Consider the following 15,624-nt stretch of genomic DNA (forward strand, 5'->3'; position numbering starts at 1 on the left):
GCCGCCGCCGGCGTGGCCTGGCTGCTGGAACAGCTCGACCGCGAGCCGACCGCCGATGAAGCGGCCTATCGGGCGCTATGGGAAAACGCGCTCAAATGATGAAAAACGCTTTTACTCATTCGCTCATTGCGATATGATGCAATGAGTAAATTATCATTTGTGCAGCCACCAGGAGAACGCATGAAAGTCATTGCCGTGCTGAACCAGAAAGGCGGGTCAGGAAAAACGACCATCGCCACCCATCTTGCCCGAGCCTTGCAACTGGACGGGGCCGACGTGCTGCTGGTCGATTCCGACCCCCAGGGCAGCGCCCGCGACTGGTCGGCAGTGCGGGAAGATCAACCGCTAACCGTGGTCGGCATCGACCGGCCGACCATCGACCGAGACGTAAAGAACGTAGCTCGCAAGGTGGATTTCGTCGTGATCGACGGTGCACCACAGGCGGCCGATCTGGCCGTGTCGGCCATCAAGGCGGCAGACTTCGTGCTGATTCCGGTGCAGCCATCGCCTTATGACATTTGGGCCACGGCCGACCTGGTGGCGCTCGTTAAGCAGCGCATCGAGATCACGGACGGGAAGCTACAGGCGGCCTTTGTTGTGTCGCGTGCAATCAAAGGCACCCGCATTGGTGGCGAGGTTGCCGAGGCGCTGGCCGGCTACGAGCTGCCCATTCTGGAAGCCCGCATCACGCAGCGCGTGAGCTATCCCGGCACGGCTGCCGCTGGCACGACCGTTCTTGAAGCGGAGCCGGAAGGCGATGCAGCGGCCGAGGTTCGCGCCTTGGCCGCCGAGATCAAGCAAAAACTCATTTGAAACTTTGAGGAAATGAATAAATGAGCAAAGTCACGTCCACACTTAGCGCCGGCCGGCCGAGCGCCCGCACCGACAAGGCCAAGGCCGCAACACTTGCCAGCCTGGCGGACGACGCCGGCAGCATGAAGCGCGTCAATTTCGAGCTGTCGGCCGAGCAGCACGCCAAGCTGAAAATCCATGCAGCCAAGGCCGGCAAGAGCATCAAGGAACTGCTGACCGAGTATGTCGCGGGCCTGCCAGACTGATACTCAAAAGCATATTTACTCATTTGAATTTTAGCGGCTAAAAGGCGGGCACCATGACTAAGAAGCAGCGAGAAGGGCAGGGCGCGCAGCAGATCAGCGAGATCATGGGCGACCTGTTGGCCCAGGCGCAGGCCAAGGCGGCATTGCCGCCACCAAAGCGCCAAACCAAGAAGATCACGCCGGCGGGCCTCATCTTGACCGAGGCCGATCAGAAGCTGATCGGGGCCGGCGCGGAGATCGCCACCATCCCGCCAGCCGGCGAGGACATGGCTTTCACTCATGCCGTGCTGTGCCAGGTTGGTTTGCCCCGCGCCAAGGTGGAAGGCCGCGAGTTCATGCGGCAGTCCGGCGCGGCTTGGGTCAATGTCCAGGCCGGCTACCTGGACGAAGGGCATGGCCCGGTTCTGCAACCTATCCCCTATGGCGTCATGCCCCGGCTTGGCCTGGCGTGGGTTTCCACCTTCGCCGTGCGCAACAAAGAGCGCGAAATCCCCATCGGTGACAGCGCCGCCGAGTTCCTGCGGCTCATGGGGATGGAGAGCGACGGCCGCCGCTATACGACCTTGCGGAAGCAGATGCACGCCTTGGCCGCCGCTCGCCTGCAACTCGGATTCAAAGGGCGCACCTACAACGGCCAGCCAGTGCAGCAGTTCGATGCTTGGGTGGCGAACAAGGACACGCAGCAGCGCGCCCTATGGCCTGGCGTCATGCTGCTGTCAGAGGACTATTACGGCTCCCTGATCGAAAGCGCCGTGCCGCTGGACAACCGCGCTTTGCACGCCCTGAAAGGTTCCGCACTGGCGTTGGACGTGTACGCCTGGCTGGCCCATCGGCTGCACCGCATCGAGGGCAGAGGGGTAACGCTGCACTGGAAGTCGCTGCGCGAGCAGTTCGCCCAGGAATACAAGGGCAAAGACCCGGACAAGGATTTCAAGAAGGAGTTTTTGCCGGTGCTGCGCAAGGTGCTGGCCGTCTATCCGCAGGCCAAGGTGAAGCCTGTCACTGGCGGCGTGCTGCTGATCGGCTCGCCACCGCCCATTCCCTACAAGGGCGGCCCCACGGTTTAGCTAAACTTCGTGAAATCGCCCCCCCCCTTGCAGCACCGCACCGGCCGCCTCAGATCGAGGCGGCCGCGTCGTTTCTGGCGTGACCTGACCAGCACCTACCCCCGAGCGGCCGAACTGGGGATAAACCCTGTGGATAGCTGCACTTATCCACGTGAAATCGCCCCCCCAGGTTCGTGAAATCGCCCCCCCCTTGGGCGGGTTATCCACGTGAAATCGCCCCCCCTTTTTGTCGGACATCGCCCCCCCCCTAAACCGGTACGGTTAGCCTTTAAAAAAATCCCTATAAATTCTTACTGGTAATTGGCTACGCCTATCGGTGGAAAACTCAACCGATAGCGCAAACCGAACCATCGCAACGCCCTACGGGCGCGCCTACCCTCCGCGCTTCGCGCTCCGCCCCGTCGCCTACGGGCGCCGGCCTGCGCCTTCGGCGGGGCACCCTACGGGTTCCCCCGGCTTCGCCGGCTCCCCCTCCAGCAATCGTGCTGGCCTACGGCCAGGCTGCTTACCAAGGGCGCGGCACGCCGCGCCGGTGCCAGCTTCACCACCTCGCCCACATCCAGCACCGTCCCCGCTGAAAGGCCGCAAAAAGCGGTTTAGCAGGGAAAAGCGGCTTGCCGAGGCCGTGCCCCACATCGAACGACAACGCGGGCGGGAAGGCCGCAGGTTGAACGCCAAGAAGAAGGGCCGTCACCAGGCGGGCAAGCCGGGCCAGCATTGCCATTCCCAACAAGGGAGGCTCAAGAATCACGACCAGGCCGCGCAGGAGCGCCCAGGAGCCCCGAAACCGGGCGAGGTAGGGGATAGGGTGCCACTTCCCCCGGAAAACGCCGCTACAGCCCGCACAGGCCCGAATTTCGACCGCAACGCGCTTCCGGCCGGGCTTGCCAGGGCGCAGGTCGCAGACGGCCCAGGCCGCGCCGGTGGCCGTCGCCGTGCCGGAATCCGTACAGCAGGCCAGCAGCGCGGCCGTGGCCGCGATCTGGCAACAGGCCCAGGAGCTGGCGAACGAATCCCTGCGCAGCGCACAGGCTGCATGGGAAACCGAGCGGGCCGAGCTAGACGCCATGCGGCAGGAGCTGGCCGAGGCTTTCGAGCGCCAGGCCGCCGAGCTGGAAACCTTGCAAACCCGCCTGGCGTCCATCGAGGACGCCGAAGCGGCCGCACGCGGCGAAGCCGCCGAGCTACGCGGTCAGTTGGCCGCCGCCCAGGAACAGGCGCACACGGCCGAAGCCCGCGCCCAGGAGATCGAGCGCCGGGCCGGCGAGTTGCGCACGGAGCTGGATAGGGCGCACCAGGACGCCGACCAGGCACGCGGGGCGCTGGCCGAACAGCAGAAGGCCAGCCAGGCCGCTGCCGCTCAACTCGACCAGGTGCGCGCCGAGCTGGTGAAGGTGCAGGCCAAGGCCGAGGCCGACCAGGAAGCACACCAGGAACAGCGCAAGACCGCCGCAGCCGAGGCGCACCGCATGGCCGAACGCTTGACGGCGGCCCAGGCCGAGCGCGACCAGGCGACGAAGGCGGCCGCGCAGGCCCGCGAGGAAGCCGCACGCATGGCCGGACAGCTCGACACGCTCAAGGAGCAATCGGCCGCGCTGCTGGCTCGCATCACGCCGCCGGCGAACGACCAGGCCAAGCCGACCAAGAAGAAGCCCGGCGGTGAGTGACCCCGGCCCCTCAAGTGTCAAGATGACGCGAACGGGTAGGGAACAGGCGAAGAAAAAGCCGGGAACGTCGCGCACGTTGCCGGCTTTTATTGACACTTGAGGGGCGGCTAATTTTAGCCGCTAAATTCATTTACTCAAAAACTCTTTTACTCTTTTGTGTGCCGCTGGCGAAATGCCGCCAGGTCGATCACGTCCGCCGTGCGCCTTGCGGCCGTCTGCATCGGCGTGGACGGCTTGCCCCCTACCGGGGCCGGGCTGGCCTTCGGCCGGAACTGCCGCCACAGCTCCGCGAAGAACGACCAGGCGAAGATGAAGGGCAACAGCGGCAGCACCAGGACGAAGCCGACCAGGCGGGCGAGTGCCGCGCCGACCGGCCGCAGGAACGCCAGCGGCCGCCGCAGCAGATCGAGCAGCAGGCCGCCGACCAGCCACACCGGCGCGGCCAGCACGAACACCGCCGCGAACAGGGCAGGGAACAGCCGCCGCAGGAACCAGGCCAGGGCGATGACGCCGACAACTGCCGCGATGATGCCCGCCATACGTCACCCCTTAGCTATGGTAGGGGTTCGCATCGAACCGCCCGGCATATTCGGAATCGGCCAGGTAGTTCAGCCGGTCGAGCAGGTAGGGCCGTTCGCCGCGCACCAAGACAATCGGATGCTCCGGCCCCAGGCGCATGACCTCATCCGGCGTCAGCAGCTCGCGGCCGGTGAATTGCTGGCTTGTGCCGGTGCTCTTGCCCCGGTTCATCGAGCCGCCGCCACCTGATAGGCCGCTGCCGCTGTTCTTGCCGGTGTTTTCCGTCTCAAACTCAATCGTGGCTTTGCCCAGGCTGTCGCTGATGTATTTGGCCGTGTCGTAGTCGTCGGTTCCGAAAAACGACTTGGCGCTGTTCGCCAGGAAGGTTTGCCATTTCGGATATGCGCCCTTGAGCTGCGACAGATCTTGAATGAACACCCAGAAGGCCAGGCCGTAGCCGCGAAGCAGGCTCACGGCATCCTCAATCTGTTTCATGTAGCCGAGCTGGCCGAACTCATCGAGCAGGAACGCGACCCGGTGCGCGGGTTGCACGTTGCTGGCCGTGATCGCGGCAATCACCGAGCTGATGAACAAGCGCAGGAAACGGGCATTCGGGCCGATGCGATTGGCGGGCATGACAAGGTAAACCGTCATGGCCGTGGCCTTGATTTCGGACAGGTCGAAGTCGGAGCGCGACAGCGCGGCCGACACTCGCGGGTCATCCAGAAACGCCGTATTCCGGCGGGCCGTCGAAAGCACGGAGCCGCGTTCTTTGTCGGCCATGCCCATCAAGGTATTTGCCGCCCTGGCCGGGATGCCAAAGGCCGCCGTATCGTCGGCCGCCATCGTGCCCAACACGTCGAAGAACTCCGCTTCCCCGGCCGTCAGCAGCCGCCGCAGCTCGCCCAGGTTCCGGCGTTCCGTGTCATCCAGCCCGGCAACATGCAGCATCAAGCCCTGCAAGAAATTCTTGGCGCTTTCATCGAAATGCACGGCATCGCCTTTGCTTTCGGCGATCACCAGGGCGTCGGCCAGGATGGCCGATTCACTCACGCAATCCGGGTTCCACACGTCGAGCCTGTCCAGCACGTTGAAGGCCGCGCCGCCGTCGCCATTCACCGCGAAAGGATCGACAACATGGACGGCCTGGCCGAGCGCCCGGCGGGCGCGGGCCGTCACGGCCGCGTTTTCGCCCTTCACGTCCAACACCAGGGCCGAGCCGGGATAGTCCAGCAGGTTCGGAATCACCGCGCCAATGCCCTTGCCGGAGCCGGTCGGGGCCACGGTCACGACATGGCCGGTAAAGCGGAAACGCTGATCGAGGCCGGCGGGCGCATCGGACACCCGGCCAAGGGCGAAGCCGCCCGGCTTGCCGGGCGCGACCAGGTGGCCGCCCTGGCGGATTTCATCGACCGTTCCCCACCGGGCCGAGCCGTGCGAACCCAGGGGATGCGTGCTGCTGTTATCGACCGCAGCGGCCGCCGCACCGGCGGCCGCAACTGGCCCGGACGGTTGCACCTGGCCGCGCAGGTTTTCAATCGTCCCGCCGAGGATACGCAACCGCTTTCCGGTCGGAGAATCCGCGCCGACCAGGCCCGCGAGCCAGCCGAACACCTTGCCCGCATTGAGATAGGTTGCGACCGTTCCGGCGACCGTCGCGGCCATGATGAACCAGCCGGGAATGAACGGCAGGAACACGAACAAAAGCACCATGCCGACCGAGGGAACCAGGAAGGCCAGGCCAACGGCCGTGCCGACCGTCACCGGGTTCTGCCGCCGCTTGTGCGCCAGCCAAGCACCGACAAAGCAGACCGTGACCAGGTAGAACAACCAGCCGCCGAAAGCCGCCTTGATGCGCTCGCCGAAACCGCCGAAATAGCCGCCTACCGTTGAGCCGCCGAGCTGTTCCATGCGTTCCGCGCCGCGCTGCTGAACTTGGGCGCGATATTCGGCAAGAATCGTCTCCGCTTGGGCCGTTCCAATACCCTTGCCGAACTCAACGCCTCGCGTCACGGACTGCTGCACGATATTGACGCCGGCCGTTGCCGCCGCCGCTGGCCGTTCGCCATCCAGACCGGCCAAAATCCGGGCGCTGAAATCGTCCAGGCTACCGGCCGAGGCAAGGCCCGCGTTCTGCAAGAACAGGCCCAGGTCATTGCGATACAGGCTAAGGATGTTTGCCGCTCCCGGTGCGTTCCGGTTCGCCAGCGCAGCGGCTTCCAGTTCCTTCAACACTGGCAACAATTCGGCCCACTTGTCGCGGTAGGCTTGCCAGTTTCCGGCGTTCGTCGCCATAGACAAATCCTGCTGCCCCACGTCCAGGGCTTGCAGGCTGGTTTCCCACTTCTGGAATGCTGCCTCTTGCGCATCGCAAACGCGCTTCACCCAGGCATCCGCATCTTCCGCACCGTAGAACTTCGCGGCCTCTGCTGCCGGGTTGCATTCAGGAAGAACGCGGGCGTGCGCCGTGTTCGCCAACGACAGCACAAATACCCCGAAAAACACCGCTATGACAGCGGCCCACAATCTCGAAAAGAAATCTTCTGCGTCCATCATTATTCACCTCTATGTCAGGTTGAAATTGACGGCTAGGAACGGTTGCCGCCGTCCTCTCCATCATCGGAAAAAGCCTCATCGCCTGCCGCCTCAAAGCGTGCTTTTGTGGGGTCAGCATTCGGCCCGTTGAGCGCACCGGCCGCGAGGGTCAAAGCGCCCAAAATAACGGAGGCCGGATAGTCCGCCATGCCGGACTTGATGACCAAGCCACCGAGCTGGATTTTTCGGCGGGCATCTTCTCTCCTGGCGTTCATCCGTAAGCGTCCTAAATCGCGTTCAATCTGCGCTATTCGTTGCCGCCATCGTGGCAGTTTGCTTGCCTTCGCTTTTGCGAAACTTCGAGGCGATAGCCTCAAACTCCTTCCGCAGTTCGGCATCTTCAATGTCGAGATCACCGAGGCCGGCGGAAAGGGCAATCTTGCCGATACGTTCAGCGGCCTTGTTTTCCAGTTCGGCGAGTTCCGCCTTGATGCGGTTCAGTTCGGCCAGCTTGTCGGCCTTGCGTTCGGATAACGTCTTGCGTGCCATTGTTGTAGCTCCTTTCGAGATTGTGGGTGTTACGCGCACAATCTTACCATTTCAACGACTGGCATGGAAGGCGCGGCGCTGGTATAGTCATGGAGCGAAAGCGAAATGCGCACTTACGGGTTGCTTCGCAACCCACGTTCGGCAGGGGATACCCCCGCACCCCTTTTTAGCGGCTAAAACGCCAAGGGAAGAAATGGCGATCTACCACCTAAACACGCATACGATAGGCCGGGCGGCCGGGCATAGCGCCGTGGCCGCTGCCGCCTATCGTTCCGCGTCATCGCTGGTAGATGAGCGCACCGGGGAAGCGTTCGATTTCACCCGCAAGGGCGGCGTTCTTTCTTCCGAGATCGTCACGCCCGAAGGTGTGCCGGTTCCCGAACGAGCCGCGTTGTGGAATGCTGCCGAAGCCGCAGAGAAGCGGAAGGATGCGCGAGTGGCCCGTGAGTGGCGGGCGGCGCTGCCTCATGAGCTGAACGACGCCGACCGTAAAGAGCTGGCAACGCGCATGGGCCAGGCCATTGCCGACCGCTATGGCGTGGCCGTTGATGTGTGCATCCATGCGCCAGACAAGGAAGGGGACGACCGGAATTTTCACGTTCATATGCTGGCGACCACACGCACCATTGGCGCGGATGGAACGCTAGGCGCGAAGGCCGTAATTGAGCTGGCGAACAAAGACAGGCAGAAGGCGGGCATTCCTGGCACAAGCCAGGGCGACATCATCGAGATTCGCCAGCAGTGGGCCGAGCTAACAAACGAGGCGCTAGAACGGGCCGAAATCAGCGCCCGCGTAGATCATCGCAGCTATGCAGATCAGGGCGTAGAACTCACGCCAACCAAGCACATCGGCAGCGATGCCGTGGCGATGGACAGGCGCGGCCTGGACGCCGACCGCATCGACATTCACAACGCCGACCGGCAGGAGCAGGCGCGGCAGATTAGCGAGCGGCCGGAGGTCATCCTAGACAAGCTCACGACCACGCAAGCGGTATTCACGCGCCGCGACATTGCCGCAGAGCTGAACCGCTACATTGACGACGCCGACCAGTTCCAGGGCTTGCTTGCCAGGCTGGAACAATCGCCGCTGCTTGTCGAGCTGGAACCGGCCAACGGGCGGAACCCGGCGAAGTTCTCCACCCGCGAAATGATCGACACCGAGCGCGGCATGGTGGACAGCGCCGAGCGCCTGGCGCAGTCCGGCAGGCATGGCGTTTCCGGCCCCATCACGAACGCGGCGATTGACGGCGCAGCCACCCTATCGGCAGAGCAGCAAAACGCCGTCCGGCACGTTCTCAAGCCGGGCAGCCTGGCCGTGGTCATAGGCGACGCCGGCACAGGCAAATCGTTCTCGATGAAGGTTGCACGCGAGGCATGGCAAGCGCAGGGCTTCAATGTGCGCGGAGCGGCCCTGGCGGGCAAGGCGGCCGACGAATTGCAGGCGGGCAGCGGCATCGACAGCCGCACGCTGGCATCCCTTGAATTTGCCTGGAAGAACGGAAAGGACAAACTCACTTCCCGCGACGTGCTGGTGATCGACGAGGCCGGAATGATCGGAAGCCGCCAGCTTGGCCGCGTGCTGAAAGCCGCCGAGCAAGCCGGGGCAAAAGTGGTCTTGCTTGGCGACGACAAGCAGCTTGCCGCTATCGAGGCCGGGGCCGCATTCCGAGGCGTAGTGCAGCATGTCGGCGCGGCGGAAATTACCGAGGTTCGACGCCAGAAAGAAGCATGGGCACGAGAGGCCGGCCAGCAGCTCGCACGCGGTTCCGTGGCCGATGGCCTGGCGGCTTATGCCGAGCGCGGCCATGTCCAGATTCACGACAGCCGGGACGCCGCCCGCGACAGCCTGGCGGCGGCCTATGTCGGCGACCAGGGCAAGGGTAGCCAGATCATCCTTGCGCACAGCAATAAGGACGTGCAGGCGCTCAATGAAGCCGTGCGCGAGGCCCGCAAGGAACGCGGCGATCTGCGCGGCACGGCCCGCTTTATGACCGAGCGCGGCGGCCGCGAATTTGCCCCAGGCGACCGCATCGTGTTCCTGAAAAACGACCGCGACCTTGGCGTTAAGAACGGCACTCTTGGCACCGTCGAGCATTCGGAAGATGGAAGCCTGGCCGTGCGCCTGGACAGCGGCGAAGCGCGTCAGGTGCAGGCGTCCCAATATGCGGCCGTCGATCATGGCTATGCCGTCACCATTCACAAGGCCCAGGGCGTCACCGTCGATAGGGCTTACCTGCTGGCAACCCCCGGCATGGATAGGAGCCTTGCCTATGTCGGCATGACCCGGCACCGCGAGGCCGCGACCCTGTTTGCCGGGGCCGATGACTTCACCGACCGGCGAGCCGGGCGGCTGGTCGATCATGGCGCAGCGCCCTACGAGAACAACCCCGAGAACCGGGCCAGCTACTTTGCCACCCTGGAAAACGACAAAGGCGAACGCCACACCATTTGGGGCGTCGATCTTGAACGCGCCATTGCATCCAGCGGCGCGAAGCGCGGCGACCGCATCGGCCTGGAACATGGCGGCTCTGAAACCGTGCGCTTGCCGGATGGCACCACGGCCGAGCGCAACACCTGGCACGTTCGCGGCGCGGCCGAGCTGGCCGCCGGGAAGCTGGCCCAGGTGCTAGGCCGAGAGCGGCCGAAAGAAAGCACGCTGGACTTTGCCGACCGTCGCGGCTTCGACGGGGAAAGCGTGGTGCGCCGCTGGCTGGAACGCGGCCGCGCCAAGGTGTCGGAGCTGGCCGGTAAGATGCAGCGGGCCATGCGTCGCAGCCTGGAACGGCACGGCCGCCCCGACCTCATGCCGCCGACCGACATTGCAGGCACGCCGACCATGCAGCGACCGCCGCAGCAGATCGAGCAGCCGGCAGCGCCGCAGCGTCCCCAGGCCGAGCGCGCGGCACCTGACCCGCTGGCCGGATTCCGCGCCGGCATCGAGCGGGCCGAGGCGGCCGGCGGTGGCCTGGCTCTGGACGTAGCACGCGCACAGCTTGCCGTCGCCCAGGAGTTCCAGGCGGTCGGAAAAGACCCCCGGCACCATTCGGCTGCGATCATGCAGGAAGGCCAGCAACGGGCCTTTGCGGACTTGGCGCAGCCGTCCCAGGTCAAGGCCGAGCAGGAGCGCCCGGCGGCCGTCCAGGTCAGCGAGCAAGACCGCCGGAAGGCCGAGGCGCACGCCAAGATGGAAGTCGGCCAGTTCAAGGCGCTGGCCGTGAAGCGGCAGGCGGGCTTTGCGGGCTATACCGACCGCAACCCGAGCGCCTGGCGCGAGCTGCCGGGCGAGCTGCGCGAGCGCATCGAGCGGTTCAACGCCATGCCCAAGGAGCGCCAGGCCGTCGAGCTGGACAAGATGCAGCGCGAGCTTTCCGACAGGTATGCCCGCGACCCGCAGGAGATCACGCGCAGCCGGCAGCGGCAGCGCGAGCAGGAGCGCGGCCGCGATGGCGGGCGCGGGTATTGAGTAAAAGCACTTTTACTCATTTGCTCATGGTGATATGATGCAATGAGTAATTGAGCTTTTGAGGTTTACGCCAAGAGGAAAGACGATGAGCACTGAACCGACAAACGACGAGCTGGCCCAGGGCTACGCCAAGCAGATCGAGCAGGCACAGCAGCGGCGCGAGGCGAAAGACCTTGAGCGCCTGGAACGCCACGGCCAAGCGGCCGCGCAGCAGTCCCAGGCCATCGAGGCCGAGCAGAAGCAAGGCCCGCAGGGCCAGGCTATCGAGCTGGACGCCAGCCAGAAAGTCGAGCTGAACGAGATTAACGGCCAGCAGGCAAAGGCGCTGGCAAAGGAATTGAACCGGGACAACGAGAACGGCGACCAGGTGAAGCAAGCCAGGGCGCGGGAGATCGCCGAACGGTTCAAGGAGAAGGCGGCGAAAGATCGGGAGCAGTCCCGCAGTTTCAGCCGCTAAAAGCGGTGCCCAGGAAGGCGGCAACCGACCTGGACACCTGACCACAACCCACCTGACATAGAGGTGAAATCATGGCTACTTCCAATGTTACCGGCCGCGCCGCGTTCGGTATATCGAAATACTGCATTACGTTCGGCGCATCGCTGGCCGCGCTCATCCTGGCCGGCGGCGTGCTGGTCTTTTCCTACTGGCAGCACGTCGAGCTGCTGACCGATGGCGACCGCGTAGGCACCCGCCTGGAACGCTTGGGCTTGATCGACCAGGAGGGCGCACAGCATGAGCCGCGCTAAAGCCTGGCGGCGTGCCGCCCTTGCAACCTACATCGCCGCCGGTGCTGCGTTGACCCTGGCGGGCTACACCGTGGCGACCACGGCCGCGAACGCCAGCACCTTGCGAGACACGCGGGAGCGCATCGAGGACTTCCAGCGCGAGCAAACCGCCATCGCCGAGAACGCGATAAGCGCGGCCAGCGTGCGGCGCGGCACCCTGCCCCCTGACACCCGGCCGCCTGTCGCGCCGGACTGGCCCGAGCTGGCCGAGCGTGCCATGCCGTCCGTGGTGGCCCTGGCGGGCATCGACAAGCCCTATGGCACCGGCGAGAACAATCACGCCTGGCGCATCCCCGGCGTTCAACAGAACGCGGCCACGGCCGCCCTTACCCACGTTCGCGCCTGGCATCGGGACTGGCCGAAAGAGGACGCCAAGCGCCGCCAGCGCATCATCTGCGGCGGCGTGGCCGTCGAAGGAAACAAGGTGCTGACCGTCGCCCATTGCGTCGAGGGCCAGGAGGCTTTGCGCGTGCGCACCGCCGCCGGCGAGTGGCGCGAGGCCCGCGTGATCGACGCAGACATTGCCCGCGACGTGGCGCTGATCGAGATCGACGGCGACCCCCTGCCCCCGATTCCGGTTGCCGAAGTCATGCCCCGCCAGGGGCAAGACGTAATGGCGATCGGTTCGCCTGGCGGCTACGGCTTCGCCGTGGGCGTGGGCATCGTCGCGTGGTACGGCCGCGATGCCGCGATGCTGTCCCCCGACGACTTCATGCTGGTGACGGCTTCAATCATCGGCGGCAACTCGGGCGGCGTTGTCGTGAACACCAGGGGCGAAGCCGTTTCCCTGGTCAGCTACGGCTATGGAATCTACACGCAGACCGTACCGATAGATCGCGCCTTAGCCGTTGCCGACCGCTTGGCCGAGCTGCGCTAGAGCTTTTCATTTTGAAGGCCGGGCACCCGCCCAGGTCGATACCGAACGCCGCCCGCGTTCGATGAACTTCACCCATTGGAGTAAATAGCTATGAAGATTCGCAATGTGTTTTTCTCGATGATTGTTGCCCTGGCCGCCACGAACGCGGCACACGCCGAAGTCGCGCCGGCGTCGTCGGTCGATGCCGCCTATAGCGCCTATGAGCGCGAAGCGGCGCGGCTGGAAAACAAGCTGGACGTAATTCAAGAAGGCATGAAAGACCTAAGCCGTCCGGTCACACAGGAGACGGCGCGAACGCTGGAATTGCAGCTTGCCGTTCTCAAGGCGCGGCATGATGTTGCGCTCGGCAAGTATCTTGCCGAAGCGGCCAAGCAGCAGAAGCCGTAACGAGCGCACCAGGAACGACAAGGGCGGCCAACTGGCCGCCCTTGTCACTTCCCCCGGTGTGGATCTCGCATCGTCATTTCCGGCGATGAGATCCACCTGCAGCACCGCCAGAAATGGCGATGCTGGCCAGCTCCCCTACCCTTCCAGGCCGTGCATGGCCCTGGCCTGCGCCGCGACTTCGCGGGCGTGCTCGATATAGTCCAGGTCGCCGCTGGTTTCGGCGTGGGCCAGGAACGCGGCTATAGCTTCGGCCGTTTGTAAATCCTCGGGCAACAACTCACGACCCACTGCCGGCGCATCCACCCATTCGCGTTGTTCTGGCGGCAATGGGTATTCGCCGGAGGCTTCGGCCAACAGCTCGGACAAGGTGTAGCGTGGCCTGGTCATCGGCGGGCCTCATCGAGTACGGATGCCAGGCGTTCCAGGTCATCAACCGGGTGCGCCCGGAAGCGGCCGGCCAATAGCTCGCGCAAGGCGGCCGGTGTCAGTCCGAGAGCCGTAGCCGCCTGGTCGTTCGACAACTGGCGCGCCTTTATGGTTTGGCTGATCTTGGTTACGAGCCGGGCCTTTGCCTGCATTTCGGCGGCGTCGGGGTAGCCAAGATCGGCATAGACGTTCGTGCTGCCTTCGTGAATTTCCGGCGTGTCGTCGGCATTCAGATCGGCCAGCAGCTCGCCAACCGTGGCGAACCGGCCCGACACGCGGCCGGCGCGACTATCTGCAATCGCTTCCTCGGTTTCTTTCCTGCTCATGCTGTCCTCTTCTCATCCGAACACCCACCGGCCGACCAGGTACAGCAAGCCCAAGCCGGCTAGGCAGATCACTACAAACACCAGGCGCACCCACAAAGTGACCAGGAACATGCCGGCACGGCCAAGACCGTGAGCGCAAGCAACAATCATCCGGTCTATGAATTCCATACCTTACCCCCTGGCCGGCGGCCACTGGCGGGCGGTATGCACCAGGGCCAACACCCAAACCGTGCCCCCCTCGATCTCATACACCAACCTATAGCTTTCATGCGGTATCAGCTCGCGGGTGCCTGAAATCTTGCCCGTCCGGCCCATCTTCGGATGCGCGGCCAGCCTGGCGGCCGCATCGCTGAAAAGCTCATCCATGCGAACGGCCGCGCCGGGATTGTCTGCCGCGATGTAGTCCCAAATGTCGGCGCGGTCTTGTTCCGCTTCTGGCGTCCAGACAACTATCACGCCTGGCCTGCCGCTACCTGGTTGCGCCTGGCAGCGAACGCGGCTTCAACTTCATCATTCGACCGGCCCAGGCCGGCACGCATCGAGGCGCGGCCGGCTTCGACCTTGCGCCGCAGGTAGTCGTCATATTCGCGGGCCTGGCGGCGCTGCTCGATGTAGCCGCGCATCAGCTCGCGCATGACCTGGGATGCCGGCCGATCTTCGCCGGCAGCTTCGGCCATGAAGTCGGCGCGCAGCTCCGGTTCCAGCTTCATCGTGAAAACAGCTTCTTTTGACATGGTGCGCTCCTTTGTAGGGGTACTAACGCAGTATATACGTTATCAGTACCGCGCGCACGCTGAAATTGTCTTGCGTCTGCTGGCCCCGCTGGCTCATTGAGGCCGGGGAATTGGGCTAGGCGCATTTAGATTGCGCTTTCATAAATGGGCTGGCCGGGTTAGCATGGGCGCATTTGAGTATGCCCAAAGGAACCGACATGAAGCAGAAGGCCACGGCCGCGCCGATGGTGGCGCGGGTGTATCTGCGCGTCAGCACCGACGCGCAGGACTTGGAACGCCAGGAAGGAATCATCACGGCCGCGAAGGCCGCCGGTTACTACGTCGCCGGCATCTACCGCGAGAAGGCCAGCGGCGCACGCGCCGACCGGCCCGAGCTGCTGCGGATGATTGCCGACCTACAGCCCGGCGAGGTGGTCATTGCCGAGAAGATCGACCGCATCAGCCGCTTGCCGCTGCCCGAGGCCGAGCGCCTGATTGCGTCAATACAGGCCAAGGGCGCACGCCTGGCCGTCCCTGGCGTAGTCGATCTATCCGACCTGGCCGCCGAGGCCGAGGGCGTCGCCAAGATCGTGCTGGAAGCCGTGCAGGCCATGCTTTTGCGCCTGGCCTTGCAGATGGCCCGCGACGACTACGAGGACAGGCGCGAACGCCAGCGCCAGGGCATCGAGCTGGCGAAAGACGCCGGCAAGTATCGCGGCCGACGCGCCGACCCGAAGCGCCGCGCCCAGGTCATCGCCCTGCGCCGCTCCGGCCACAGCATCACCAGGACGGCCGAGCTGGCCGGGTGCAGCCCGTCCCAGGTGAAACGGATATGGGCGGCCGAAGTGAGCCAGGCCGAGGCCGCCCGCATGGGCGCTTTCCGCGAGGACGCATTGACCGAGGCCGACGCGCTGGCGGCCGCCGACCAGGAGGGCATGAAGGCATGAGAAACGGACACCATCCCCTGCCCCCGCTTCGGCCGGAGCTGCAAGCCGCCCATGACGAGATGGACGCCAAGGGCGATTACTTCGCCTATGCCGTGTGCCGCACCTATGACTGCCAGGCTTGGGAAGTGACCACCCGGCAAGGCGGCATGTATGCCGCGCTCGATGGCCGCTATCTCGATCACGACGAGGCCGCCGCCGCCGGCGTGGCCTGGCTGCTGGAACAGCTCGACCGCGAGCCGACCGCCGATGAAGCGGCCTATCGGGCGCTATGGGAAAACGCGCTCAAATGATGAAAAACGCTTTT

General features: G+C 64.6%; 19 protein-coding genes and 1 pseudogene. 11 read left to right on the forward strand and 9 right to left on the reverse strand.

Annotated features, from left to right (window positions below):
- Positions 1-180 precede the first annotated feature (180 nt).
- The 4 genes from parA (at position 181) to FFS57_RS23005 (ending at position 3,792) form a co-directional block, all read left to right on the forward strand.
- Complete coding sequence (gene parA / locus FFS57_RS22990; protein WP_137940181.1) at positions 181-813, forward strand: ParA family partition ATPase; 633 nt, start codon at positions 181-183, stop codon at positions 811-813.
- Between the two features lie 20 nt (positions 814-833).
- A complete protein-coding gene (locus tag FFS57_RS22995; RefSeq protein WP_137940182.1) occupies positions 834-1,058 on the forward strand; it encodes a plasmid partition protein ParG in 225 nt (74 codons plus the stop codon).
- 53 nt (positions 1,059-1,111) lie between these two features.
- Positions 1,112-2,125, forward strand: a complete 1,014-nt coding sequence (locus tag FFS57_RS23000) for a replication protein RepA (protein ID WP_137940183.1) — start codon at positions 1,112-1,114, stop codon at positions 2,123-2,125.
- A gap of 884 nt (positions 2,126-3,009) precedes the next feature.
- Positions 3,010-3,792 (forward strand): DNA-binding protein, encoded by a 783-nt coding sequence (locus FFS57_RS23005; protein WP_283204926.1) that lies wholly within the window; start codon positions 3,010-3,012, stop codon positions 3,790-3,792.
- Positions 3,793-3,938: 146 nt separating this feature from the next.
- Here the strand turns inward: FFS57_RS23005 and FFS57_RS23010 are convergent, their stop codons facing one another.
- Genes FFS57_RS23010 through FFS57_RS23025 form a run of 4 tightly spaced genes read right to left on the reverse strand, consistent with a single transcriptional unit; the run spans position 3,939 to position 7,395 of the window.
- The gene (locus FFS57_RS23010) at positions 3,939-4,331 is read right to left on the reverse strand and encodes a hypothetical protein (RefSeq protein ID WP_137940184.1); all 393 of its coding nucleotides are present in this window, start codon (positions 4,329-4,331) and stop codon (positions 3,939-3,941) included.
- 10 nt (positions 4,332-4,341) lie between these two features.
- Entirely contained in the window at positions 4,342-6,867 is a 2,526-nt protein-coding gene (locus FFS57_RS23015) for a type IV secretory system conjugative DNA transfer family protein (RefSeq protein WP_137940185.1), read from the reverse strand.
- A 32-nt stretch (positions 6,868-6,899) separates the two neighbouring features.
- Positions 6,900-7,121 (reverse strand): conjugal transfer protein TraD, encoded by a 222-nt coding sequence (locus tag FFS57_RS23020; protein ID WP_137940186.1) that lies wholly within the window; start codon positions 7,119-7,121, stop codon positions 6,900-6,902.
- A 22-nt stretch (positions 7,122-7,143) separates the two neighbouring features.
- Entirely contained in the window at positions 7,144-7,395 is a 252-nt protein-coding gene (locus tag FFS57_RS23025) for a TraC family protein (protein WP_137940187.1), read from the reverse strand.
- Between the two features lie 193 nt (positions 7,396-7,588).
- On the opposite strand from FFS57_RS23025, the gene traA reads away from it, so the two are divergent.
- From traA to FFS57_RS23050, 5 genes are all read left to right on the forward strand, one after another.
- The gene (gene traA / locus FFS57_RS23030) at positions 7,589-10,858 is read left to right on the forward strand and encodes a Ti-type conjugative transfer relaxase TraA (protein ID WP_137940188.1); all 3,270 of its coding nucleotides are present in this window, start codon (positions 7,589-7,591) and stop codon (positions 10,856-10,858) included.
- 85 nt (positions 10,859-10,943) lie between these two features.
- A complete protein-coding gene (locus FFS57_RS23035; protein WP_137940189.1) occupies positions 10,944-11,315 on the forward strand; it encodes a hypothetical protein in 372 nt (123 codons plus the stop codon).
- 71 nt (positions 11,316-11,386) lie between these two features.
- The gene (locus FFS57_RS23040) at positions 11,387-11,605 is read left to right on the forward strand and encodes a hypothetical protein (RefSeq protein WP_003108255.1); all 219 of its coding nucleotides are present in this window, start codon (positions 11,387-11,389) and stop codon (positions 11,603-11,605) included.
- Entirely contained in the window at positions 11,592-12,521 is a 930-nt protein-coding gene (locus tag FFS57_RS23045; protein ID WP_137940190.1) for a S1C family serine protease, read from the forward strand. Before FFS57_RS23040 ends, FFS57_RS23045 begins: the two co-directional genes overlap by 14 nt.
- 90 nt (positions 12,522-12,611) lie before the next feature.
- Positions 12,612-12,908: a hypothetical protein gene (locus FFS57_RS23050; protein ID WP_004354671.1), complete on the forward strand. Its 297-nt coding sequence runs from the start codon at positions 12,612-12,614 to the stop codon at positions 12,906-12,908.
- Between the two features lie 135 nt (positions 12,909-13,043).
- Here FFS57_RS23050 and FFS57_RS23055 read toward each other — a convergent pair.
- The 5 genes and pseudogenes from FFS57_RS23055 to FFS57_RS23070 all read right to left on the reverse strand — a co-directional run.
- Positions 13,044-13,283, reverse strand: a pseudogene (locus FFS57_RS23055) (helix-turn-helix domain-containing protein); the annotation flags it as partial.
- Positions 13,284-13,291: 8 nt separating this feature from the next.
- A complete protein-coding gene (locus FFS57_RS23060) occupies positions 13,292-13,660 on the reverse strand; it encodes a helix-turn-helix domain-containing protein (protein WP_137940192.1) in 369 nt (122 codons plus the stop codon).
- Between the two features lie 12 nt (positions 13,661-13,672).
- Entirely contained in the window at positions 13,673-13,828 is a 156-nt protein-coding gene (locus tag FFS57_RS25355; RefSeq protein ID WP_020750531.1) for a hypothetical protein, read from the reverse strand.
- A gap of 3 nt (positions 13,829-13,831) precedes the next feature.
- Positions 13,832-14,116: a type II toxin-antitoxin system RelE/ParE family toxin gene (locus FFS57_RS23065; protein ID WP_087783923.1), complete on the reverse strand. Its 285-nt coding sequence runs from the start codon at positions 14,114-14,116 to the stop codon at positions 13,832-13,834.
- Positions 14,113-14,394: a ribbon-helix-helix protein gene (locus tag FFS57_RS23070; RefSeq protein WP_054894414.1), complete on the reverse strand. Its 282-nt coding sequence runs from the start codon at positions 14,392-14,394 to the stop codon at positions 14,113-14,115. The genes FFS57_RS23065 and FFS57_RS23070 overlap by 4 nt, the downstream gene beginning before the upstream one ends.
- Positions 14,395-14,591: 197 nt before the next feature.
- Between FFS57_RS23070 and FFS57_RS23075 the strand changes: the two genes are divergently transcribed.
- Together FFS57_RS23075 and FFS57_RS23080 are read left to right on the forward strand one after the other, a co-directional pair.
- On the forward strand, positions 14,592-15,320 hold the full coding sequence (locus FFS57_RS23075; protein ID WP_020750547.1) for a recombinase family protein: 729 nt from the start codon (positions 14,592-14,594) through the stop codon (positions 15,318-15,320).
- Positions 15,317-15,610, forward strand: a complete 294-nt coding sequence (locus FFS57_RS23080; RefSeq protein WP_137940193.1) for a hypothetical protein — start codon at positions 15,317-15,319, stop codon at positions 15,608-15,610. The genes FFS57_RS23075 and FFS57_RS23080 overlap by 4 nt, the downstream gene beginning before the upstream one ends.
- The last annotated feature ends 14 nt before the right edge of the window (positions 15,611-15,624 follow it).

The sequence above is a fragment of the Chitinivorax sp. B genome (genome assembly GCF_005503445.1).
In the GTDB taxonomy this organism is placed as follows: Bacteria; Pseudomonadota; Gammaproteobacteria; order Burkholderiales; family SCOH01; genus Chitinivorax.

What these genes read in the sequence shown, in the direction of transcription:
- parA (WP_137940181.1), top strand. Translation starts at nt 181, where the DNA reads ATGAAAGTCATTGCCGTGCTGAACCAGAAAGGCGGGTCAGGAAAAACG.
- FFS57_RS22995 (WP_137940182.1), top strand. Translation starts at nt 834, where the DNA reads ATGAGCAAAGTCACGTCCACACTTAGCGCCGGCCGGCCGAGCGCCCGC.
- FFS57_RS23000 (WP_137940183.1), top strand. Translation starts at nt 1,112, where the DNA reads ATGACTAAGAAGCAGCGAGAAGGGCAGGGCGCGCAGCAGATCAGCGAG.
- FFS57_RS23010 (WP_137940184.1), bottom strand. Translation starts at nt 4,331, where the DNA reads ATGGCGGGCATCATCGCGGCAGTTGTCGGCGTCATCGCCCTGGCCTGG.
- FFS57_RS23015 (WP_137940185.1), bottom strand. Translation starts at nt 6,867, where the DNA reads ATGATGGACGCAGAAGATTTCTTTTCGAGATTGTGGGCCGCTGTCATA.
- FFS57_RS23020 (WP_137940186.1), bottom strand. Translation starts at nt 7,121, where the DNA reads ATGAACGCCAGGAGAGAAGATGCCCGCCGAAAAATCCAGCTCGGTGGC.
- FFS57_RS23025 (WP_137940187.1), bottom strand. Translation starts at nt 7,395, where the DNA reads ATGGCACGCAAGACGTTATCCGAACGCAAGGCCGACAAGCTGGCCGAA.
- traA (WP_137940188.1), top strand. Translation starts at nt 7,589, where the DNA reads ATGGCGATCTACCACCTAAACACGCATACGATAGGCCGGGCGGCCGGG.
- FFS57_RS23035 (WP_137940189.1), top strand. Translation starts at nt 10,944, where the DNA reads ATGAGCACTGAACCGACAAACGACGAGCTGGCCCAGGGCTACGCCAAG.
- FFS57_RS23040 (WP_003108255.1), top strand. Translation starts at nt 11,387, where the DNA reads ATGGCTACTTCCAATGTTACCGGCCGCGCCGCGTTCGGTATATCGAAA.
- FFS57_RS23045 (WP_137940190.1), top strand. Translation starts at nt 11,592, where the DNA reads ATGAGCCGCGCTAAAGCCTGGCGGCGTGCCGCCCTTGCAACCTACATC.
- FFS57_RS23050 (WP_004354671.1), top strand. Translation starts at nt 12,612, where the DNA reads ATGAAGATTCGCAATGTGTTTTTCTCGATGATTGTTGCCCTGGCCGCC.
- FFS57_RS23060 (WP_137940192.1), bottom strand. Translation starts at nt 13,660, where the DNA reads ATGAGCAGGAAAGAAACCGAGGAAGCGATTGCAGATAGTCGCGCCGGC.
- FFS57_RS25355 (WP_020750531.1), bottom strand. Translation starts at nt 13,828, where the DNA reads ATGGAATTCATAGACCGGATGATTGTTGCTTGCGCTCACGGTCTTGGC.
- FFS57_RS23070 (WP_054894414.1), bottom strand. Translation starts at nt 14,394, where the DNA reads ATGTCAAAAGAAGCTGTTTTCACGATGAAGCTGGAACCGGAGCTGCGC.
- FFS57_RS23075 (WP_020750547.1), top strand. Translation starts at nt 14,592, where the DNA reads ATGAAGCAGAAGGCCACGGCCGCGCCGATGGTGGCGCGGGTGTATCTG.
- FFS57_RS23080 (WP_137940193.1), top strand. Translation starts at nt 15,317, where the DNA reads ATGAGAAACGGACACCATCCCCTGCCCCCGCTTCGGCCGGAGCTGCAA.